The organism is Staphylococcus sp. HMSC65H10 (assembly GCF_001839185.1).
In the GTDB taxonomy this organism is placed as follows: Bacteria; Bacillota; Bacilli; order Staphylococcales; family Staphylococcaceae; genus Staphylococcus; species Staphylococcus simulans.
In genome coordinates this window covers 12,016-35,007 of the sequence record NZ_KV840320.1, presented here as the reverse complement: position 1 = coordinate 35,007, position 22,992 = coordinate 12,016, and the positions used below count along the sequence as shown (strand labels likewise).

General features: G+C 33.4%; 24 protein-coding genes. 23 read left to right on the top strand and 1 reads right to left on the bottom strand.

Annotation, left to right across the window (positions count from 1 at the left end; genetic code table 11):
- Window positions 1-189: 189 nt before the first annotated feature.
- From HMPREF3270_RS03200 to recO, 9 genes are all read left to right on the top strand, one after another.
- Entirely contained in the window at window positions 190-906 is a 717-nt protein-coding gene (locus HMPREF3270_RS03200; RefSeq protein WP_002481069.1) for an NfeD family protein, read from the top strand.
- An 18-nt stretch (window positions 907-924) separates the two neighbouring features.
- On the top strand, window positions 925-1,911 hold the full coding sequence (gene floA, locus HMPREF3270_RS03195; protein ID WP_070867165.1) for a flotillin-like protein FloA: 987 nt from the start codon (window positions 925-927) through the stop codon (window positions 1,909-1,911).
- 13 nt (window positions 1,912-1,924) lie between these two features.
- On the top strand, window positions 1,925-2,560 hold the full coding sequence (locus HMPREF3270_RS03190) for a superantigen-like protein SSL4 (RefSeq protein WP_070848385.1): 636 nt from the start codon (window positions 1,925-1,927) through the stop codon (window positions 2,558-2,560).
- A gap of 219 nt (window positions 2,561-2,779) precedes the next feature.
- Window positions 2,780-3,727 (top strand): PhoH family protein, encoded by a 948-nt coding sequence (locus tag HMPREF3270_RS03185; protein WP_023015136.1) that lies wholly within the window; start codon window positions 2,780-2,782, stop codon window positions 3,725-3,727.
- Window positions 3,728-3,732: 5 nt separating this feature from the next.
- Window positions 3,733-4,194 (top strand): rRNA maturation RNase YbeY, encoded by a 462-nt coding sequence (ybeY, locus tag HMPREF3270_RS03180; protein WP_070848386.1) that lies wholly within the window; start codon window positions 3,733-3,735, stop codon window positions 4,192-4,194.
- Between the two features lie 3 nt (window positions 4,195-4,197).
- Window positions 4,198-4,542: a diacylglycerol kinase family protein gene (locus HMPREF3270_RS03175; protein ID WP_057510461.1), complete on the top strand. Its 345-nt coding sequence runs from the start codon at window positions 4,198-4,200 to the stop codon at window positions 4,540-4,542.
- Window positions 4,543-4,557: 15 nt separating this feature from the next.
- The gene (gene cdd / locus HMPREF3270_RS03170; RefSeq protein WP_002481063.1) at window positions 4,558-4,965 is read left to right on the top strand and encodes a cytidine deaminase; all 408 of its coding nucleotides are present in this window, start codon (window positions 4,558-4,560) and stop codon (window positions 4,963-4,965) included.
- Window positions 4,962-5,861 carry a GTPase Era gene (gene era, locus HMPREF3270_RS03165; RefSeq protein ID WP_023015138.1) on the top strand — a complete coding sequence of 300 codons (900 nt, stop codon included), beginning with the start codon at window positions 4,962-4,964 and terminating at the stop codon, window positions 5,859-5,861. The genes cdd and era overlap by 4 nt, the downstream gene beginning before the upstream one ends.
- 24 nt (window positions 5,862-5,885) lie before the next feature.
- Window positions 5,886-6,653: a DNA repair protein RecO gene (gene recO, locus HMPREF3270_RS03160; RefSeq protein WP_070848387.1), complete on the top strand. Its 768-nt coding sequence runs from the start codon at window positions 5,886-5,888 to the stop codon at window positions 6,651-6,653.
- A 53-nt stretch (window positions 6,654-6,706) separates the two neighbouring features.
- On the opposite strand, the gene HMPREF3270_RS03155 is transcribed toward recO, so the two are convergent.
- Entirely contained in the window at window positions 6,707-8,098 is a 1,392-nt protein-coding gene (locus HMPREF3270_RS03155) for a glycine--tRNA ligase (RefSeq protein ID WP_002481060.1), read from the bottom strand.
- Between the two features lie 313 nt (window positions 8,099-8,411).
- Between HMPREF3270_RS03155 and HMPREF3270_RS03150 the strand changes: the two genes are divergently transcribed.
- The 14 genes from HMPREF3270_RS03150 to HMPREF3270_RS03085 all read left to right on the top strand — a co-directional run bounded on the left by HMPREF3270_RS03150 (window position 8,412) and on the right by HMPREF3270_RS03085 (window position 22,990).
- Window positions 8,412-9,035 carry a transcriptional regulator CcpN gene (locus HMPREF3270_RS03150; RefSeq protein ID WP_083326810.1) on the top strand — a complete coding sequence of 208 codons (624 nt, stop codon included), beginning with the start codon at window positions 8,412-8,414 and terminating at the stop codon, window positions 9,033-9,035.
- Window positions 9,036-9,047: 12 nt separating this feature from the next.
- Window positions 9,048-9,872, top strand: coding sequence for a pyruvate, water dikinase regulatory protein (locus HMPREF3270_RS03145; protein ID WP_057510463.1), 825 nt, complete (start codon window positions 9,048-9,050; stop codon window positions 9,870-9,872).
- A 114-nt stretch (window positions 9,873-9,986) separates the two neighbouring features.
- Entirely contained in the window at window positions 9,987-11,759 is a 1,773-nt protein-coding gene (gene dnaG / locus HMPREF3270_RS03140; protein ID WP_070848389.1) for a DNA primase, read from the top strand.
- A gap of 76 nt (window positions 11,760-11,835) precedes the next feature.
- Window positions 11,836-12,945, top strand: a complete 1,110-nt coding sequence (gene rpoD / locus HMPREF3270_RS03135) for an RNA polymerase sigma factor RpoD (protein WP_002481056.1) — start codon at window positions 11,836-11,838, stop codon at window positions 12,943-12,945.
- A gap of 125 nt (window positions 12,946-13,070) precedes the next feature.
- Window positions 13,071-13,745: a tRNA (adenine(22)-N(1))-methyltransferase gene (locus HMPREF3270_RS03130; RefSeq protein ID WP_070848391.1), complete on the top strand. Its 675-nt coding sequence runs from the start codon at window positions 13,071-13,073 to the stop codon at window positions 13,743-13,745.
- Window positions 13,742-14,836: a Nif3-like dinuclear metal center hexameric protein gene (locus HMPREF3270_RS03125; RefSeq protein ID WP_070848392.1), complete on the top strand. Its 1,095-nt coding sequence runs from the start codon at window positions 13,742-13,744 to the stop codon at window positions 14,834-14,836. Before HMPREF3270_RS03130 ends, HMPREF3270_RS03125 begins: the two co-directional genes overlap by 4 nt.
- A gap of 23 nt (window positions 14,837-14,859) precedes the next feature.
- Window positions 14,860-16,200, top strand: coding sequence for a DEAD/DEAH box helicase (locus HMPREF3270_RS03120; RefSeq protein ID WP_057510466.1), 1,341 nt, complete (start codon window positions 14,860-14,862; stop codon window positions 16,198-16,200).
- Window positions 16,201-16,216: 16 nt separating this feature from the next.
- A complete protein-coding gene (locus HMPREF3270_RS03115) occupies window positions 16,217-17,107 on the top strand; it encodes a deoxyribonuclease IV (protein WP_070848393.1) in 891 nt (296 codons plus the stop codon).
- A gap of 127 nt (window positions 17,108-17,234) precedes the next feature.
- Window positions 17,235-18,005 (top strand): metal ABC transporter ATP-binding protein, encoded by a 771-nt coding sequence (locus HMPREF3270_RS03110; protein ID WP_070867164.1) that lies wholly within the window; start codon window positions 17,235-17,237, stop codon window positions 18,003-18,005.
- Entirely contained in the window at window positions 18,005-18,853 is an 849-nt protein-coding gene (locus HMPREF3270_RS03105; protein ID WP_002481050.1) for a metal ABC transporter permease, read from the top strand. The genes HMPREF3270_RS03110 and HMPREF3270_RS03105 overlap by 1 nt, the downstream gene beginning before the upstream one ends.
- Window positions 18,854-19,261: a Fur family transcriptional regulator gene (locus tag HMPREF3270_RS03100; RefSeq protein WP_023015147.1), complete on the top strand. Its 408-nt coding sequence runs from the start codon at window positions 18,854-18,856 to the stop codon at window positions 19,259-19,261.
- A gap of 179 nt (window positions 19,262-19,440) precedes the next feature.
- The gene (locus HMPREF3270_RS03095) at window positions 19,441-20,046 is read left to right on the top strand and encodes a superoxide dismutase (protein ID WP_002481048.1); all 606 of its coding nucleotides are present in this window, start codon (window positions 19,441-19,443) and stop codon (window positions 20,044-20,046) included.
- 202 nt (window positions 20,047-20,248) lie between these two features.
- Window positions 20,249-22,309, top strand: coding sequence for a peptidoglycan D,D-transpeptidase FtsI family protein (locus HMPREF3270_RS03090; RefSeq protein WP_070848395.1), 2,061 nt, complete (start codon window positions 20,249-20,251; stop codon window positions 22,307-22,309).
- Between the two features lie 138 nt (window positions 22,310-22,447).
- The gene (locus HMPREF3270_RS03085; protein WP_002481046.1) at window positions 22,448-22,990 is read left to right on the top strand and encodes a 5-formyltetrahydrofolate cyclo-ligase; all 543 of its coding nucleotides are present in this window, start codon (window positions 22,448-22,450) and stop codon (window positions 22,988-22,990) included.
- Window positions 22,991-22,992: the final 2 nt, after the last annotated feature.

The window sequence follows — 22,992 nt, the reverse complement described above, 5'->3', positions numbered from 1 at the left end:
ACAAACAATTAATTATTATATAATGCAGTTTAAACAGCCCTAAGTTTTACAATTATGTAAAACTTAGGGTTTTTTCTTATGTTTTGATGCTACATAATATAATTTTTCTATTGATGTTAAAATAAAACGATAATCCTATAATTACACTAAGTAATCATGTATAATGAACCTTGAGAGCGAGGTGAATCTATGTCATACCAAGCTGAAATCCTACATAATATTTCGGTATTTCAGGCAAGTTCAAATTCCACACTACATCAAATCAGCGATTTTATAACAAGTCCATTTATTTCATTAATTTTAACCTGTATTATCTTTTTAGGTTTTCTTTATCAACTCTATTCCAAGCGTATTAACTTTCCAGGCATTCTTGCTGCACTAGCCTTATTAATACTATTTTTAGGCTATTTGATACAAGGAGAAGTTTCCTTAATTTCTGTTGGATTATTTTCTATAGGTGTGATACTGCTCGTCATTGAATTGTTTGTTATTGGTGCAGTAATCGGCATTATAGGCATGATTCTCATCACAGTAAGTATGATCATGCTTGGTGAAAACATTCTTTGGATGTTAGTCAATGTTATAATCGCTTTAATACTGACTATTATAGAATGGGTGATATTAGTGAAAGGATATAACAAAAAGATTTCGTTATTTGAAAAAGTTATACTCAGAGATTCGACAACGTCTGAAGCTGGCTATACTTCACACGATGACCGCTCTAATCTAGTAGGACAAACTGCAATCACTTTAACAGAATTACGACCTGCAGGAATGATTTCATTAAATGATGAACGCATAGATGCAGTGTCAGATGGAACATTTATACAAAGAGATGTAGAAGTCAAAGTAACTGAAGTTGAAGGATCGAGAGTAGTTGTCAGAGAGATTCCAAAAAACACATAATACTAGGAGGCACTTACTATGTTAGTACCGTTAATAATCATTGTTATTATTGCAGTCATTGCTCTATTAATCTTATTTTCATTTGTACCAATCGGTTTATGGATTTCTGCAATAGCAGCCGGTGTCAAAGTAAACATTGGCACACTTATCGGAATGCGTTTAAGACGTGTTTCACCACGTAAAGTTATCGCGCCATTAATTAAGGCACATAAAGCTGGTTTAAACCTTACAACTAACCAACTAGAATCACACTACTTAGCAGGTGGTAATGTAGACCGCGTTGTAGATGCAAATATTGCTGCACAACGTGCTGACATCAACTTACCTTTTGAACGTGGCGCAGCGATTGACCTAGCAGGCCGTGACGTTTTAGAAGCTGTCCAAATGTCAGTAAACCCTAAAGTTATTGAAACGCCATTTATTACAGGTGTTGCTATGAACGGTATTGAAGTAAAAGCTAAAGCTAGAATCACAGTTCGTGCAAACATTTCTCGTTTAGTCGGCGGTGCTGGTGAAGAGACTATTATTGCACGTGTCGGTGAGGGGATTGTTTCAACAATCGGTTCAAGTGAACATCATACTGTTGTTTTAGAAAATCCAGACAATATTTCAAAAACTGTATTAAGTAAAGGTCTAGATTCAGGAACAGCCTTTGAAATTTTATCTATTGATATCGCAGATGTGGATATCGGTAAAAACATCGGTGCAGACTTACAAACTGAACAAGCATTGGCAGATAAAAATATTGCACAAGCTAAAGCTGAAGAACGTCGTGCAATGGCAGTTGCATCTGAACAAGAAATGAAAGCACGTGTACAAGAAATGCGTGCGAAAGTTGTGGAAGCAGAATCTGAAGTTCCACTTGCGATGTCTGAAGCTCTAAGAAAAGGTAATATCGGAGTTAAAGATTACTATAATTTGAAAAACATAGAAGCTGATACAGGTATGCGTGAGTCTATCAATAAACGTACGCAACCAAATGATAACGAGTCACCATACAAGTAAACGAGGTGATTAAATGAATATCGGTCTAATAATATTTGTCGTTAGTGTTGTTATCTCATTAATATCAGCAATTAACGATAAAAATTATAAAAAGAGACAACAAAATCAACCAAAATCATCACAACCTAGAAGACAACCTACGACTGAGCGTAAACAACAAAAAGGATTTCTTGAACAATTAGGTGAAAAGTTTGAGGAAATGCAAAAAGAATTAGAAGGTACGCCGCCATCTTCTCAACCTGATCACTCACCTAAACCAGAAGAAACTACACGTCCGAACCGTCGTACATCTCAACCGAGACAAACGCGCGAGCAATCATCTCAACCAAGACTCGATTCAAATCAAAAAGAGCAAGTATTGACAAAACAACTGAATGATTCTTTAAATAATGAGTTACATGATTTACGCTCTCAAATGGATTTAGAGAAACAAAAGCAAATTGAGATATTAGAACGTCGTGCTCAAGCAATCATTAGTGATAAATATCTTTCAGAACGTGCTAAAAAAGAAAGACTCAAACAACTATTTGCTAATAAGTTTAATCAAACAAGCACACGAACTAATGAAGATTTACGTTTTGATGAAGATGAAATACTAAATGGTTTTGTTTGGTCAGAAGTACTTAAAAAGCCGAAACAGTTACAATAAATTTAATGGATTGGATGGACATAATTTTATGTCATCCAATCCATTTTTCTTTTATGCAAGCTAAACTTTATTGGATTAATAAACAGCGAGAACATGATATAATGATTGTATGAATATGTGGAAATTATTAACTAAGTCCGTAGTTTCCGTTAACCATTATATTCTGCATCTTATTAAAAAATATGCTGAAAAGCGATAATAATGAAAAGGAGTTAATGTATGCCAGGAATAATAGTTATTGACGATATCAATCAAGCCCAAGCACTAATAGGTAATAACGATGAACACTTACAAGCAATAGAAGAAGCTTTCAATGTTATTGTTCATGCTAGGGGGCAAGAAATAGCTGTAAAAGGGCAACAACAAGAAGAAATTGTAAAAGCAGAAGCTGTAATAAAAAACCTTTTAAAAGTAATTGATCAAGGCGTATCAATTAATCTTAAAGATGTAGAAGCAGCAATTAAAATGGCAGAGAAAGGATCTATCCAACACCTCGTTGATTTATACGATGAAGCAATTACTAAAGATGCTTATGGTAAAACAATTCGTGCAAAAACAATGGGTCAACGTTTATATCTGAATGCGATGAAGCATAATGATTTAGTCTTTGGTATTGGACCAGCTGGTACTGGTAAAACTTTCTTAGCTGTTGTTTATGCTGCTAAAGAATTGCGTCAAGGTAACGTAAAAAGAATAGTGCTGACTCGCCCCGCTGTAGAAGCAGGCGAATCATTAGGTTTCTTACCAGGCGACTTAAAAGAAAAGGTAGACCCTTATTTAAGACCTTTATACGATGGTCTTCATACGGTACTGGGACCTGAGCAAACAGCGCGTTTTATTGAAAGAGGTATCATTGAAGTTGCACCATTAGCCTATATGAGAGGACGTACACTTGACGATGCATTTGTTATTCTAGATGAAGCGCAAAATACGACGCATGCCCAAATGAAAATGTTCTTAACACGTTTAGGATTTGGATCAAAAATGGTCGTAACGGGTGATATGACTCAAGTAGACTTGCCGAGAGGTATTAAAAGCGGATTAAAACAAGCTGTTAAACGCTTATCAGGCGTTAAAGGCATTAGTGTACAAACATTAGACCAAAGTGATGTTGTACGTCATCCATTAGTAAGTAAAATTATCAGCCGTTATGAAGGAGATGAATAAACGCCATGTTCACGATTGATTTTTCAAATCATACGGATGAAGTAAAAGAAGAATGGTATGACCAGATTGAAAAGTTATTAAACTTTGCGAAAGAACAAGAGAATATTGAAGAAGATGCAGAACTATCAGTGACATTTGTTGATAAAGAAGAAATTCAACAAATTAATAGAGACTATAGAGATAAAGATAAAGTTACTGATGTCATTTCATTTGCGTTAGAAGAAGATGAACCTGAAATTGAGGGTTTAGATATCCCTCGTGTACTAGGTGACATTATCATTTGCGCAGATGTTGCAAAAGAACAAGCTGCAGAGTATGGACATTCCTTTGAGAGAGAACTCGGCTTTTTAAGTTTGCATGGCTTCTTACATTTACTTGGCTATGATCATATGAATGAAGCCGACGAAAAAGAAATGTTTGGAAGACAAAAATCTATTTTAAATGCTTATGGCTTAACAAGAGAATAGTCTATGAATCGTTTTAAGTATCCCATTCAAGGGTTGTTGACCATACTACAAAAAGATCGTAACTTTTTATGGCATATCGCAATTGGCTTTTTAGTCATTGGCGCGTCTTTTTACTTCAATATTACCCGCATGGAATGGATTGCGGTTATTTTAACAATTTTTTTAGTGTTAGCATTTGAAGCAATTAACACCGCAATTGAATATGTAGTTGACCTTGTAACGGATGATTATAAACTTTTTGCTAAATATGCTAAAGATATCGCAGCACTAAGTGTGCTTTTAATATCTATCGCAGCAGTAATTATAGGTCTAATTATCTTTATCCCTTACATCGTTAACTTATTATAAAGGAGAGAGATAAAAATGGCTTATACTCAAGAACATTATGAAAAAGTAAGAGAAGCACAAAAACGTTCTTATTCACCTTACAGCAACTTTAAGGTGGGTGCTTATTTAAGAACTAAAGATGGCAAAGAATTTTTCGGCGCAAATGTGGAAAATGCTGCGTATGGCGAAGCAATTTGTGGAGAGCGTTCAAGTTTAGTTGCAGCAATTAGTCAAGGTTATAGACCAGGTGACTTTGAATCTTTAACAGTCACAGTAGATGCTGATAAGCCTTCATCACCATGTGGTTCATGTCGTCAAGTTATTAATGAACTGTGTGATGACGACATGCCGATTTATTTAACAAATCATAAAGGCGATATGATTGAAACGACTGTCGCCGAATTACTGCCGCTAGGTTTTTCAGGAAAGGATTTGAATATATGACAGAACATAAATCAGGCTTTGTTTCAATTATAGGCCGACCTAACGTAGGTAAATCTACGTTTATGAATAGAGTACTTGGGCATAAAATCGCAATTATGTCAGACAAAGCACAAACAACTAGAAATAAAATACAAGGTGTTATGACTGAAGATGATGCACAAATTATCTTTGTTGATACACCAGGTATTCACAAGCCCAAACATAAATTAGGCGACTATATGATGAAAGTTGCTAAAAATACTTTATCAGAAGTAGATGCAGTCATTTTCATGGTTAACGCTGATGAAAAGATTGGTCGCGGTGATGAATATATTATGGAAATGCTGAAAAATGTCAAAACTCCAGTATTCCTTGTTATCAATAAAATTGACTTAGTACACCCTGATGAAATCATGCCTATTATTGAATCATATCAAAAATATATGGACTTCTCTGAAACTGTTCCAATGTCAGCATTAGAAGGTTTAAATGTTGAACACTTTATCGAAGTACTTAAATCATATTTACCAGAAGGTCCTCAATATTATCCAGATGGTCAAATTTCTGACCACCCTGAACAATTTGTGGTAGGTGAATTAATAAGAGAAAAAATTCTTCACTTAACGAGCGAAGAAATTCCACATTCAATAGGTGTTAACGTTGATAGAATGGTTAAACAATCTGAAGATAAAGTTCGTATAGAAGCTACAATTTTTGTTGAAAGAGATTCACAAAAAGGAATTGTCATCGGCAAAGGCGGCAAAAAGTTAAAAGAAATTGGAAAACGTGCGAGATTGGATATCGAAAACCTATTAGGTTCAAAAGTGTATCTCGATTTATGGGTAAAAGTACAAAAAGATTGGCGTAATAAAATCAACTTTATTCGCCAAATGGGCTATATAGAGGATCAAGATTAAACTAGAAGGTCGGTGGTACCTTTTATGTTAGTAAAACAAAAAGGAATTATTATTAAAACAGTCGATTATGGCGAATCAGATAAAATTATTACCATCCTAAGCGAAAGTGGCGCGAAGATTCCTTTGATGGTCAAACGTGCTAAAAAAAGCAGAACAGGTATGCAGGCTAATACACAATTATTTGTATATGGCCTGTTTATCTATGCTAAATTACGTGGTCTAGGCATACTTAATTCAGTTGATGTTATCAGTCAAAATTATCAACTTCGTTTAGATATTTATGAGAGCAGTTATGCTGCACTTTGTGCTGAAATCATTGACAAATCTATGGACGAAGAACAAATTTCTAAATTTAATTATCAACTCTTACACTTTTGCTTGAACAGAGTTGAAAAAGGTTACAGTGCCCAACTGATGTCCGTTATTGTTTTATTAAAAAAAATGCCTGACTTTGGTTTTACTATCGCATTCAATCAAGATATTATCTCAGGCGATACAAACCAAGCAAATTTATGTGGCTACAGTTTTAAATATCATGGTGTGATTGCTCAGGAGAATTTGTATAGAGATGAACGAGCAGTTCCTATATCTAATAAAACACTTTATTTATTGGATCTACTTCAAAAACTGCCTATAGATAAAATGAATTCAGTTAATATTCATCAGGATATAGTAGATGAGATGTCTGATTTGCTTATCATGTTATACCGGGAATATGCGGGTGTGTTTTTCAGAAGTCAAAAATTAATAAATCAATTGCATCGTTTAGAGTCCAATAACCAGAAAAAATGATAGAAAAATAAGGGTATATCGCAATTTCGCGATATACCCTTATTTATTTAATATTAGAATTTAACTTTTTCAGCTAAGAAATCGTTTAATTCAGAGATTGGCATACGAACTTGTTCCATAGTATCACGTTCACGTACTGTGACTTGTTGATCTTCTAATGAATCGAAATCAAATGTAATACAATATGGTGTACCAATTTCATCTTGACGACGGTAACGTTTACCAATTGATTGCGATTCGTCAAAATCAACTGTAAAGTTTTCGCTTAATTGTTCGTAAACTTTAATTGCTTCTTCAGATAATTTTTTGCTTAATGGTAAAATTGCTGCTTTATACGGTGCTAGAGCAGGGTGGAAGTGCAATACTGTACGTTCATCTTTACTGCCTTCAACACCTTCACGGTCATAAGCATCACATAAGAATGCTAATGTCACACGGTCAGCACCTAAAGAAGGTTCAACACAGTATGGGATGAATTTTTCATTTGTTTCTGGATCATGGTATCTGAAATCTTCACCAGAATATTCACTATGTTTTTTCAAGTCGTAGTCTGTACGGCTTGCAATACCCCATAATTCGCCCCAACCAAATGGGAATTTATATTCAATGTCTGTAGTTGCATTAGAGTAGTGAGATAACTCATCTTGGTCATGATCTCTTAAACGAATATTTTCATTTTGAAGACCTAAGTCTAATAACCATTTTTCAGCAAATGTTTTCCAATAATTTTGCCATTCGATTTCTTCACCAGGACGGCAGAAGAATTCTAATTCCATTTGTTCGAATTCACGTGTTCTGAAAATGAAGTTACCTGGTGTAATTTCATTACGGAATGATTTACCGATTTGACCAATACCAAATGGTAATTTTTTACGCATTGAACGTTGGACGTTTTTGTAGTTGACAAAGATACCTTGTGCAGTTTCAGGACGTAAGAAAATTTCGTTAGTTGAATCTTCAGTTACACCTTGGAAAGTTTTGAACATCAAGTTGAATTGACGGATATCAGTCCAGTTAGCAGTACCGCTTACTGGGCATTTAATACCTTCTTCTTCAATAATACGTTTCATTTCATCAAAACTTAAACCATCTGCGATAAAGTTTTCGTCACCTTTTTCATTTTGCATATATTCTTCAATTAATTTATCTGCACGGTAACGAATTTTACTATCTTTGTTGTCGATCATAGGGTCATTAAAGTTACCTAAGTGACCTGATGCTTCCCATACTTTAGGGTTCATCAAAATTGCTGCGTCTAAGCCAACGTTATAAGGTGATTGTGAAATAAATTTTTTCCACCATGCACGTTTAATATTATTTTTTAATTCAACACCTAATGGACCATAATCCCAAGTGTTTGATAAACCACCGTAAATCTCACTGCCTGGAAATACAAAACCTCTGTGTTTTGCTAGCTGAACTACTGATTCCATATCTTTTGCCATAAATAACACTCCTCTTTAATAATAAAAAAACGCCCCAAGATAACGAAATAAACATTTCGAAATCTTGGGACGAGTTATCTCATTTCTCATTGAAATTCGTAATAACCCGCGGTTCCACCCAAATTAGTGTAGACACTCGCTTAGATTATAAAAGTTGTTAGGCCAATTTAATTGTTAAGCTCGCACCATCCTTAACTCGCTTCAAACCTAATTCTAATGCATCCGAAAATTAAAGGCAAGTGTTTATATAGATTTGTAGACCAAAACAATTACAGTTATAATATAAATTGTAAGTGTGAAGGGGTGAAGACATATAGAACTGAGTAGTAGGCAAAGTGAAATTATCGAAATAGTAAAGCAAAATGGGCCGATTACCGGTGAAAAGATTGCCGAACAACTAAGTTTAACTAGAGCGACACTTAGACCTGATTTAGCTATTTTGACAATGTCTGGGTTTCTCGAAGCTAGACCTAGAGTAGGATACTTTTATTCTGGTAAATCAACAAATCAATTATTAACAGAAAAATTACGTCAATATGTTGTTAAAGACTATCAATCTTTGCCGATTGTCTTAAAAGGCGATACTTCTGTTTATGAGGCAATATGTACAATTTTTCTTGAAGACGTCAGCACGTTATTTATTGTGAATACAAATAATGATTTTGTTGGAGTTTGTTCAAGAAAAGACTTACTCAGAGCATCCATGATTGGCGAGGATATACATACGATGCCAGTCAGTGTTATCATGACACGTATGCCGAATTTAACACACATTTTAGAAAATGATTTGGTCGTACTAGCTGCACAGCTTATGATTGAAAAAGAAATTGATTCTCTGCCGATAGTTCGTGGTAAAGATAATGGTAAGTTGGAAGTCATCGGGCGCATTTCAAAAACCACGATAACAAAATTATTTGTATCAATTTTCGATGAGTAGGAGTAGGATTTAATGCAAAAGATAAAAATAATAATTGCATCTGATTCGGTGGGAGAAACAGCCGAACAAGTTGCAAAAGCTTGTGTTTCTCAATTTAACTCGAAAAATTTCCAAAGTCAGATTGTACGTTATCCATATATTGAAACATTAGAGAATGTTGATGAAGTTATGGAAGTTGCGAAAGAAAACGAAATGAATATTGTTGTTTTCACGCTTGTAAAACCTGACATTAAAGAATATATGGAACAGCAATTAGCCGAAAAAAATATAAAACATGTCGATATCATGGGACCATTAATGAATATTTTAATTGATGAAATCGATGAAAAACCATACTATGAACCAGGTATAGTGCATAAACTAGATGAAGCATACTTCAAAAAAATTGAAGCGATTGAATTTGCAGTTAAATATGATGATGGTAAAGATCCGAAAGGTTTACCTAAAGCTGATATTATATTAATTGGTATTTCACGTACTTCAAAAACACCTTTATCACAGTTTTTAGCACATAAGCGTTATAAGGTTATGAATATTCCAATCGTTCCTGAAATCAATCCGCCTGAAGGGTTATTTGAAGTAGATCCCAAAAAATGTATTGCATTAAAAATCAGTGAAGAAAAGTTGAATAAAATCCGTAAAGAAAGATTGAAACAACTCGGGCTTGGAGATTCAGCACGTTATGCTACAGGGCAACGTATTCAAGAAGAATTGGATTACTTTGATAAAATAGTTGATCGAATAGGCTGTCCTGTGATTGATGTTTCAGACAAAGCTATAGAAGAAACAGCGAATGATATCATGTATATAATTGAACAAAATAAAATGAATAAGTAAGCCTAATACAATACGCTGGTGTTTTAAACTCAGCGTATTTCTTATTGAGCTAATAACTTTTATTTTTTATAGAAAATGATATAATAATAAGACTAATGTATACAGGTGGTTATGGTGAGAATAGAGCAATCAGTAATAAATGAAATAAAAGATAAAACAGATATTCTTGACCTTGTAAGTGAATACGTGAAATTAGAGAAAAGAGGGCGCAATTATATTGGTTTGTGTCCTTTTCATGATGAAAAAACACCTTCGTTTACTGTTTCGGAGGACAAACAAATTTGTCATTGTTTCGGTTGTAAAAAGGGCGGTAATGTTTTTCAATTTACTCAAGAGATAGAAGGTATTTCGTTTGTCGATGCTGTTAAAGCCCTTGGAGAAAGGGTAAATATAAAAGTAGATGTTGGACAAAATAATGAGCAAAACCAAACCGCTTCTGATGACTTAATGATGATTAAAATGCATGAACTTATGCAAGAATATTATCATTATGTACTGATGAAAACAGTGGAAGGGGAAGAGCCTTTAAAATATTTGAAGTCTAGAGGTTTCACTGAAGAACTGTTAAAAGACAGAAAAATCGGTTTTGCACCCGACAACTCTCACTTTTGTCATGATTTCTTGCAAAAGAAAGGTTATGATATTGAGCTAGCGTATGAAGCCGGTTTATTATCTCGCAATGAAGAAAACTTTAGTTATTATGATCGATTTAGAGATAGAATTATGTTTCCTTTGCATAATGCACAAGGACGAACTGTAGGTTATTCGGGAAGAACATACAAAAATCAAGAACCTAAATATTTAAACAGTCCGGAAACACCTATATTTCAAAAGAGACGACTTTTATACAACGTTGACAAAGCAAGACGTATTATACGTCAAAAAAATGAAATTATACTATTAGAAGGGTTTATGGATGTTATTAAAGCTGACAATGCTGGGGTTAAACAGGTTGTGGCAAGTATGGGAACACAAATTTCCCAAGAACACATAGCGTTCATCAAAAAACTAACATCAAATGTCACATTACTATTTGATGGCGATTTTGCAGGACAAGAAGCTACACTTAAAACTGGGCAGCACTTACTAGAGCAAGGTCTGAATGTTTTTGTTATTCAACTTCCTTCTAAAATGGATCCAGATGAGTATATTACTAAATATGGGGAAGATGCTTTTAAAAAATACGTGAAACATGAAAAACGTGCTTTTGTATTGTATAAAGTCAATTTATATAAAGACGAAATCGAAAATAACGACATGGCTTATGAACAATACCTTAAAGAGATAACGAACGATGTTTCATTAATGCAATCAGGGATTTTACAGAAAAAAGTATTGCAAGACGTTTCTGAATTGTTTAAAGTAAGTTTTGATAGTCTAAATAATGAAGTGTCAAGACATAACCAACATTCATTTCAACAAATACCTGCTGCAGTTCCAGAAGTTAAACAAAAAAAATATTCAAAACAAGAAGATGCTGAACGTAAACTATTAAAACATTTTATGTTTAATAAAGACATTTTTCTTGAACATAGTCAGCGTGTAGAAGCAGATGACTTTACAAATCAGCAATTTAAGCGTATATTTAATATTTTGCACGACTACTATGCTGAAAATGAATATTATAATCTGAGTACTGCATTATTATATAGTGATGAAGAAATAGATAGAGAAACTTTAATTGCATTAGACAATCTTTTACTCAATAACAATCCATATGAACATGAGATTGATGAGTATATTCAAATTATTGTTAGCAGTAGAGATGAAGAGACCTCTGAGTCATTAAACCAGAAGTTACGAGAGGCTACACGAATTGGTGATTCAGAACTGCAAAAGTATTATTTGCAAAAGATTGTCGCTTTAAATCAAAAACGAATGTATTAAAATTGTTAATATATATTTAAAGAGTTTTATTTAAGTAACGCATTGTGTGCTTATATTAATTTCGGGAGGCCTTTTTATGTCTGAAAACCAAGTGAAAGTAGTAAAAAAACAAACCATCGATCCGACATTAACTTTGGAAGATGTAAAAAAACAATTATTAGATAAAGGAAAAAAAGAAGGTCATTTAAGCCATGAAGAAGTAGCAGAAAAACTGCAAAACTTCGATATGGACTCTGATCAAATGGACGAGTTCTTTGAACAATTAAATGATAATGATATAAATCTTATTAATGAAAAAGACAGTTCTGATACAGACGAAAAACTTAATCCTAATGATTTAAGTGCACCTCCAGGTGTTAAAATCAACGACCCTGTACGTATGTATTTAAAAGAAATCGGTCGTGTTGATTTATTAAACGCCCAAGAAGAAATTGAACTTGCAAAACGTATCGAACAAGGTGATGAAGTAGCTAAAGCAAGATTAGCAGAAGCAAACTTACGTTTAGTTGTCAGCATTGCTAAAAGATACGTAGGACGCGGTATGTTGTTCTTAGACCTTATCCAAGAAGGAAATATGGGCTTAATTAAAGCGGTAGAAAAATTCGACTTCAGTAAAGGATTCAAATTTTCTACGTATGCAACATGGTGGATTCGTCAAGCAATTACACGTGCTATTGCTGACCAAGCACGTACAATCAGAATTCCAGTACACATGGTCGAAACAATTAATAAATTGATTCGTGTTCAACGTCAATTACTACAAGATTTAGGTCGTGATCCAGCACCAGAAGAAATTGGTGAAGAGATGGATTTACCACCAGAAAAAGTACGTGAAATCTTAAAAATTGCACAAGAGCCTGTTTCTTTAGAAACACCAATTGGTGAAGAAGATGACAGTCACTTAGGAGATTTCATCGAAGACCAAGAAGTACAAAGCCCATCTGATCACGCAGCGTACGAGTTATTGAAAGAACAATTAGAAGATGTTTTAGATACACTAACTGATAGAGAAGAAAACGTATTAAGATTACGTTTCGGTCTTGATGATGGACGTACAAGAACACTTGAAGAAGTTGGTAAAGTATTCGGTGTTACAAGAGAACGAATTCGTCAAATCGAAGCTAAAGCACTTAGAAAGCTAAGACATCCAAGCCGTAGCAAACGCCTTAAAGACTTTATGGATTAATTAAGTAAAAATAGCGAGACAATGAGCTGATAATGTTTGGCTGACGAAGGCAAGGAATCATGTAAAGACCTACAGTCAATCGAATATCTTGCTTATTGTCTCGCTCTTTTATTAGAGGAGCCAAAGTGATGATTTTAAACCAACGACTTACTGCAGTGAGTAAATATATAACTGGTGATGTATTGGCAGATATTGGTTCAGACCATGCATATTTGCCAATCTATGCGATAGAAAACGAATTATGTACTTCTGCTATTGCTGGAGAAGTGGTAAAAGGACCATATCAAGCTGCTTTAGATAACGTTAAAAAATATAGCATGCAAAATAGTATTGATGTTAAACTGGGAGATGGATTAAATGTCCTAGAAAAAACAAATAACGTTAATACTATTACAATATGTGGAATGGGCGGCCCATTAATTGCAGAAATACTCCAAAATGGAAAAGAAAAGCTAATGAATCAACCACGTTTAGCGTTACAAAGTAATATTCAAACATCTACTTTAAGACGTACATTAATGCAATTGGATTACCATATTATTGATGAAGAGATTATGGAAGAAAAAGGCCATATTTATGAAATAGTTATTGCAGAATATGGTCATAAAGAATTAAAAGAAGTAGAGTTGAAATTCGGTCCGATTTTAATGAATTCTAAATCAGCTTTATTCATTAAAAAATGGAATAGAGAATTAGAAGCTTTAAAAAACATCCAATCTCACTTGGATAAGAACAAGCATCAAAGCCGCTTAGAAGAGATTAATCATGAGATCAAATTAATTCAAGAGGTGTTATCATGAAAACTTCAGAGTTACTAAATATTTTAAATCAGCATGTTCCTTTTTCTTCTGCTGAAAGTTGGGACAATGTTGGCTTATTAATCGGGGACAAACAACAAGAAATCACAGGTATACTGACGGCGTTAGATTGTACAATGGAAGTGGTAAATGAAGCAATAGAAAAAAACATTAATACAATTGTTGCACATCATCCACTTATCTTTAAAGGTGTTAAAAGCATCAATGAACAAGGTTATGGCGCTATTATTCGTCGTTTGATACAAAACAATATCCAATTAATTGCCTTGCATACAAACTTAGATGTATATCGTTTTGGTGTCAATGCGATGCTATCAAAGCAAATTGGACTTACACATACTGAAATTTTAGATCCTCAACAAACAAATTATTATAAAGTCCAAGTGTTTATTCCTGAAGAAAATGTAGAGACATTTAAAAATAAAATGAATGATGAAGGTTTTGCATCTGAAGGTGATTATGAATACTGTTTCTTTTCTACTAAAGGTGCTGGTCAATTTAAACCTGTCGAGAATGCACATCCTCATATCGGTGAGTTGAATCAAATCGAAACAGTAGAAGAAGTAAAAGTTGAATTCATGATTCAAGAGTACGAACGTACAAAAGCAGAGGATTGTATTAATGTACTACATCCATATGAAACACCGGTATATGATTTTATTCCATTAACTAAATCGGTAAAACGCGGTTTAGGCATGATAGGACAATTACCAGAACAAACAACTTTAAAATCATTAGCTACGACTATTAAAAAACAATTAGATATACCAAGCGTCCGTTTCACTGGGAATCCAAACACAGTAATCTCAAAAGCAGCAATTATTGGTGGCTCTGGTATTGGTTATGAAAAATTCGCACATCAAAAAGGTGCAGATGTATTTATCACTGGTGATATTAAACATCATGATGCATTAGATGCTGAAACAGAAGGATATAACTTAATCGATATCAATCATTATAGTGAATATGTTATGAAAGAAGGTTTAAAATCATTACTTAAAGAATGGATTAGTAATGATAACCTTACTATTGAAGCTTCAACTTTAAATACAGATCCATTTAATTATGTATAAAAAACTAAAAAGGAGGGATTTTAATGGCCACACAACACCCATTTGAACAATTTGATTTAAGTCCACAACTTATAGATGCTGTAGCTGACTTGAATTTTAATCAGCCAACTGAAATCCAACAAAGAGTAATCCCTAAAATTATCAAAGGTCAAAATATTATCGGGCAATCACAAACGGGTACTGGGAAGTCTCATGCTTTCTTGTTACCATTAATGGAAAAAATTGATACTTCAATTCAAGAACCCCAAGCTATCGTCGTTGCACCAACTAGAGAATTAGCACAACAACTTTATAATGCAGCACATCATTTAGCACAATTTAAAGATGAAGTTAAAGTTACTTTATTTATTGGGGGAACTGATTTTGCACGTGACAAACAACGTTGTAACGTGCAACCTCAATTAGTCATTGGAACACCAACACGTATCAATGATTTATCAAAGGACGGCACATTACATGCACATTTAGCTCAGTATTTAGTTGTAGATGAAGCTGACTTAATGATTGATTTAGGTTTAATTGAAGACGTCGACCATATCGCAGCACGTTTAGATGACAGTGCACATATCGCTGTATTCAGCGCTACGATTCCAAAATCTCTACATCCGTTCTTAAATAAATATTTAAATCAACCAGAACTTATTGAAGTAGATAGTAAAACACAAAACAAGAAAAATATTGATTTTTACTTGATACCGACAAAAGGTTCATCAAAATTAGATAAAACTAAAGCTTTAATTGATATTATCAATCCATATCTATGCCTTATTTTCTGTAACAGCAGAGAAAATGCTGATGAATTAGCAGAATCATTAACTGCAGAAGGCTTAAAAATTGGTATGATTCATGGCGGATTAAGTCCTAGAGAAAGAAAACAACAAATGAAACGCATCCGCAACTTAGACTTTCAGTTTGTAATCGCAAGTGATTTAGCATCAAGAGGTATTGATATCGAAGGTGTCAGTCATGTAATTAACTATGATGTTCCTAAAGACATCGATTTCTTTACTCATCGTGTCGGCAGAACTGGTAGAGGCCAATATAAAGGTGAAGCATTTACTTTATATATGCCCGATGAAGAATATTTAATTGCTGAGATTGAGAAAAAAGGTTATAAATTCCAAGATGTTGATATAAAAAATGGTGAACTAAAAGAAATCAAAGCGCATAATACAAGACAAACACGTAAAAACAAAGATGATCACTTAACTACTCAAGTGAAACAACAAGTTAAGCGCGGTAATAAGAAAAAAGTAAAGCCAGGGTATAAGAAAAAGTTCAAGAGAGAATTAGAAAATTTAAAACGTCAAGAACGTAAGAAATACAGTAAACGTCAAAACAGACAACAAAGAAAAAATAAGTAAAGGTTAGGTGGACAGATTGTTAATTGGTTCTCATGTTCCGATGAATGGTAAAAAAATGCTGCTGGGTTCAGCAGAAGAAGCACATAGATTAGGCGAAAAAACATTTATGATTTATACAGGTGCACCTCAAAACACAAGAAGAAAAGATATCTCAGAACTAAATATTGAAGCCGGACACGAAGCAATGAAAGAATATGGTCTTTCTAATATCGTTGTACATGCACCTTATATTATTAATATTGCAAATACACAAAAACCCCATGTTTTTGATTTAGGTGTTGAATTTTTACAAAAAGAAATTGAGCGTACCGAAGCAATCGGTGCAAAAGACATCGTCTTACACCCAGGTTCACACGTAGGAGCTGGTTCTGAAGCTGGCATTAAAAAAATTATTGAAGGTTTAAATGAAGTTCTAACAAATGAAAATGATGTCAGAATTGCATTAGAAACTATGGCTGGTAAAGGATCTGAAGTAGGTCGTACATTTGAAGAATTAGCACAAATTATAGATGGCGTAAATCATAACGAACGACTATCAATTTGCTTTGATACCTGCCACACACATGACGCAGGATATGATGTCAAAAATGATTTCGACGGTGTACTTGAGGAATTTGATAAAATAATTGGATTAGACAGAATTAAAGTACTTCATGTTAATGATAGTAAAAATGAAGTCGGTGCACATAAAGACCGTCACGAAAACATCGGTTTTGGTCATATCGGATTTGATGCATTGAATTATATTGTTCATCATGAAGTATTCGAAAACATTCCAAAAATTTTAGAAACACCTTTTGTAGGCGAAGATAAGATAAATAAAAAACCACCATATAAACATGAGATTGAAATGTTGGAAAGTCAAACTTTCAATCCTGATATGAAGAATATCATTATGAGTGAATAATTCTATTAGAGTAATTATGTAATTAAAAGACAAAGCTTACTTTGTCTTTTAATTTTACATGCTCAATCGTAAGCATTACAATTTACATATTATTTATTCAAGGTTATATTTATAGCGAGGTGAAGATATGTCTACCCCAGTTTTTGAATTAAAAAATATAAATTACTATTTTGGAAACAAACAAGTACTGGAAAACATAAACATTAAAATATATAAAGGTGATTTCTTGGCAATTGTCGGACCGAATGGGGCAGGTAAATCTACATTATTAAAAATTATGCTAGGTTTATTTCCACTTCAAAGCGGTGAGATGTATATTGATGGCCAGAAATACCAACGAAAATTATCAGAGTTGAAAATCAGCTATGTATCTCAAAAAGCAAGAGCATTTAATTCAGGTTTTCCTGCTAGTGTAAAAGAAGTTGTTTTAAGTGGATTAACAAAACAAAAACACCTTTTTCAATGGTTTAATAAACAAGATGTAAAAAAAGTTAAAAACATCCTAAAACGCTTAAATATTGAACACTTATTAAACAAAAACATTGCTGAATTATCAGGTGGACAACAACAACGCGTGTTAATCGCAAGAGCATTGATTTCAGACCCATCAGTACTTGTTTTAGACGAACCTACTAATGGTATTGATGCTAAACATGTCAGTGAGTTTTATCAAACTCTAGAGCAATTAAAAAATGAAGGTGTCACTATTATTTTAGTTACACACGATATCGGAGTTGTCGTGGATACTGCAACAAAAGTTGCTTGCTTAAATAGACATTTACATTTCCATGGTCCTGCACAAGAGTTTAAGTCGCTAGATCAAGTTGAAATATCAAAAATTTACGGCTATCCAATTAAATTTGTTGACCATCAACATGAAAGGGAGTGCTGTAACTAATGATTGAAGCATTAATGAATTTCGATTTTATGCGCTATTCTCTTTTAAGTGGTATCTTGATTGGGTTTATTGCACCATTTATTGGTGCATTTATCGTAGTACGCAGACTCTCTTTGATTGCTGACGCATTAAGTCATGTAACTTTAGGCGGTATTTCTTTCGGAATGTTTTTAACCACATTATCACCGATATTTATCTTTATAAATCCTATGTGGGGTGGCATATTGTTTGCGGTAGTCGGTGCACTTTTAATAGAAAAATTAAGAACATCTTATCAAAACTATCAAGAAATTGCGATACCGATTATTATGAGTGCAGGTATTGGCTTAAGTGCCATTTTTATTTCACTTGCAGACGGATTTAACCAAGAGTTAGTAGGTTTATTATTTGGATCAATCAGTGCTGTATCTTTAAGTGATATGATTACTGTTTTGACCATTGCTGTACTTGTAACACTTTTCATTATGTTATTTTATAAAGAACTCTTTATCCTTTCATTTGATGAAGAATATAGTAAAGTTATTGGTATACCAAGATGGATTCAATTCTTATTCATTATCATTGTAGCCATGGTTATTTCAGCATCTATGCGCGTAGTTGGTATTTTACTTGTAAGTGCATTGATGACTTTACCAGTGGCCATAGCAATGAGAATGACAAAAGGATTTAAACAATTAATCCTCTATAGTATTATCATTGGAGAAGTATCTGTTATTGGTGGTTTAGTAATTGCTTTTTATTTAAATTTATCACCAGGTGGGGTTATTGTAGTATTATTAGTACTTATTTTAGTAGCTACAATGTTCACTCAGACTTTACGTACTAGGGTAAAAAAAGGAGATAGTTAAATGAATACGACTGATGCTATCAAATTATTAAAAGATAACGGTCATAAATATACAGATAAACGAAAAAAGATTATCGATATTTTCGTGAAGGAAAACAAATATGTAAGTGCGAAAACAATCCAACAAACTATGGATACTGCATATCCTGGAATATCTTTCGATACAATTTATAGAAATTTGTATTTGTTTAAAGATTTAGGAATTATCGAAAATACTGAACTAGATGGTGAAATGAAATTTAGAATTGCTTGTACACATCACCACCATCATCATTTCATTTGTGAAATTTGCGGAGACACGAAAGTAATTGACTACTGTCCGATGGACGCAATTAGGAAACAACTTCCTAATGTTACAATTCACACACACAAGCTTGAAGTTTATGGCATTTGTGAAAAATGTCAGTAACCATTAAATTTAGTAACTATATCAGTTTATAATGTTTAACTCTTTACTTTCAGGATAAACATATAGAGGAAAGAGTTCATATTAATTAGATACTTCATTATTTTATAAGCATAAAAATTGTAAGGTATCTAACGACTTGATATAGTAAATATGAAAACAATTTAGGAGGATGATTATTTATGGCTTTTGAATTACCAAATTTACCATATGAGTTTGATGCATTGGAACCACACATCGATAAAGAAACGATGGAAATTCACCATGACAAACACCATAACACTTATGTTACAAAATTAAACGCAGCAATCGAAGGAACTGATTTAGAAAACAAATCAATCGAAGAAATTGTTGCTAACTTAGATAGTGTACCATCTGACATCCAAACTGCAGTCCGTAATAATGGTGGTGGACACTTAAACCACTCATTATTCTGGCAAATCCTTTCACCTAACTCTGAAGAGAAAGGTACAGTAGTTGATAAAATTAAAGAACAATGGGGTTCTTTAGACGAATTCAAAGACGAATTTGCTAAAAAAGCTGCTGGACAATTTGGTTCAGGTTGGGCTTGGCTAGTAGTAGATAAAGACGGTAAATTAGAAATCGTTACTACAGCAAACCAAGACAACCCAATTACTGAAGGCAAAACTCCTATCCTAGGCTTAGACGTTTGGGAACATGCTTACTATCTTAAATATCAAAACAAACGTCCAGATTATATCAATGCATTCTGGAACGTTGTTAACTGGGAAAAAGTTGACGAGCTATACAACGCTGCAACTAAATAATCTTAATACCCACGAAAAGTTAAATTATAACTTTAACAGCAATTGGTTATCCAATTGCTGTTTTTTTATTGTTTCATTTGATTTTCACTTCTTTTACGAAGAAATCTTAAATTTATGTTTGGTTTTCTATGCAAATTATAGAAAAAAGTTCCGATTTCATATATCATTTGTTTAGAGAACTGTTGAATTGAGGTAGGTTGTATTGCTAAAAAGATTAAAGGAAAAAACGAATGATGAAAAAATCAGGAATCTGATGGATAAACGAATCGGATTCTTCTTCGGTCTCGTTGTCGTAGTATTTGTAATCATTGTTTTACGATTGGGTTACTTACAAATTGCACAAGGTTCTCATTACAAGCAACTCATTAAAAATGATGAAAATATTACGGTAAATGAATCTGTCCCAAGAGGAAGAATTTTAGATCGTAATGGTAAAATTCTTGTTGATAATGCTTCTAAAAAGTCTATTACATATACTAGAGGTAGAAAGACTTCACAAAAAGATATACTCAACGTAGCAGAACGCTTATCTAAATTAATAAAAATGGATACTGATCGTATTACCAAAAGAGATAAACAAGACTTCTGGATTCAATTACATCCTGATAAAGTTTCAGACATGATGAAAAAAGAAGATAAGATGCTTAGTGAAGGGAAAATTTCACAAGAACAGTACGATGAAGAATTGCATAATAAAATCAAGCAAAAACAACTTGATGATTTATCTGACAAAGACTTACAAGTATTAGCAATTTATCGTGAAATGATGTCAGGTTCAACACTAAATCCTCAAACTATTAAAAAGGATGATGTCAGCAATAAAGAATATGCTGCTGTGTCACAACAACTTTCAAAATTACCAGGTGTAAATACATCTATGGATTGGGATCGTAAATATCCTTATGGAGATGTACTCAGAGGTTTATTCGGAAGTGTTTCAACATCAGAAGAAGGTATACCAAAAGAACTAACTGATTACTATTTATCAAGAGGCTATTCAAGAAATGATAGAGTTGGTAAATCATATTTAGAGTATCAATATGAAAATGTATTACGTGGTAAAAAGAAAGAAATGAAATACACAACTGATAAATCAGGAGAAATAACGAATGCAGAAGTAGTTAATCCAGGTTCACGTGGAGATGATTTAGTACTTTCAATAGATATTGACTTACAAAAGAAAGTAGAAGAATCTTTAGAACATCAAATTAATAAACTTCGTGGTGAAGGTGCTAAGAACATGGATAATGCATTCATTGTAGTGCAAGATCCAAATAATGGAGATATCTTGGCTATGGCTGGTAAGCAAATTAAGCCAGATGGTTCCATGACAGATTATGATATTGGTAACTTTACTTCTCAATATACGGTTGGTTCATCTGTTAAAGGTGGAACTTTATTAGCAGGTTATCAAAACAAAGCCATACATGTAGGAGAACATATGATTGATGAACCTCTACATTTCCAAGGTGGGCTTACAAAACGTTCTTACTTCAACCAAAATGGAAAAGTAGATATTAACGATAAAGAGGCATTAATGCATTCATCAAACGTATATATGTTTAAAACAGCTTTAAAACTAGCGAAAGATCCATATCATTATAATATGGCATTACCAAACGATATTAGAGATGCAGGTCAAAAGTTACGTAAAGGACTAAATCAAGTAGGTTTAGGTGTTAAAACAGGAATTGACTTGCCTAATGAAGTTGCAGGTCAAATAGAGAAATTAGATTCAAACAGCGGTAACTACTTAGACCTTGCGATTGGTCAGTATGATACGTACTCTCCATTACAATTATCACAATATGTTTCTACGATTGCGAATAACGGTTATAGAATTACACCACACGTTGGTCTTGAAATCAGAAAAGCAACAGATAAAGATAGTTTAGGACCGGTTAAACATAAAATACGCGGTAATGTATTGAATCGTCTTAACAACTCACCTGATGAAATTAAACAAGTTCAAAAAGGGTTTGATATGGCATTTAATAAGGAACCAGGTACTGGATATAAGAGTTTCCATGACACAGTCGTACCATCTGCTGGTAAAACAGGAACAGCAGAAGTATTCCAAGACGGAAAGCCAAGAGTTAACTCAACTTATATCGGTTATGCTCCTAAAGATAATCCTAAATTAGCTTTCTCAATTGTCTATACTAATCAACCCGTTCCAGAACCATGGTTACAAGGTGGAGATTTAGGTCGCGACATTATCAATTATTATTTCGGTAAAGAAAAGAAATCATCAAAATCATAATTTTTCAGCTGATACTCACTCATCGAGTATCAGCTTTTTTGTTTCTATATACCTTCAAATATTAAGTCTAATGACACTTATGCAGATAAACGTTATAATGAAAATATTAATTCAAATAGAAAATATTGGGGTGTTATCATGAAAAAATCTGAACTTCGCAAACAAGTTTTGCAGAAGATGAAAAATATTAACAATCTCAACAAAGAAAAAGCTGATCAATGGTTAAAAGAACAATTATTAAAGACTGACGCTTTTAGAAACGCAAAAACGGTTGGCATTGTATTGTCTATGGAACATGAGGTTAATACATTTCCGATTATTAAAGAAATCATCAGTCAAGGAAAAATCCCTTTTGTACCAGCAACTGATTATGAAACTAAACGTATGACATTCCAAAGACTAAATGATTTAAACCAATTAAGCACGGATGAAAAAGGTATCCAATACGTTGATGCTGATACAGAGCGCACAAATTCATTAGATTTATTAATTGTACCAGGCGTTGTTTTTAACCAAGAAGGCTATAGAATCGGCTATGGTGGGGGTTATTTCGATAAGTTTTTAAATCAACATCGTACAGAAACAATAAGCCTAGTGTATGATACACAAATTGATAATACATTTAAACCAGAAGCACATGATGAAGTCGTTGAACGTCTGATCATTGCTAAAACTAGTTAAAC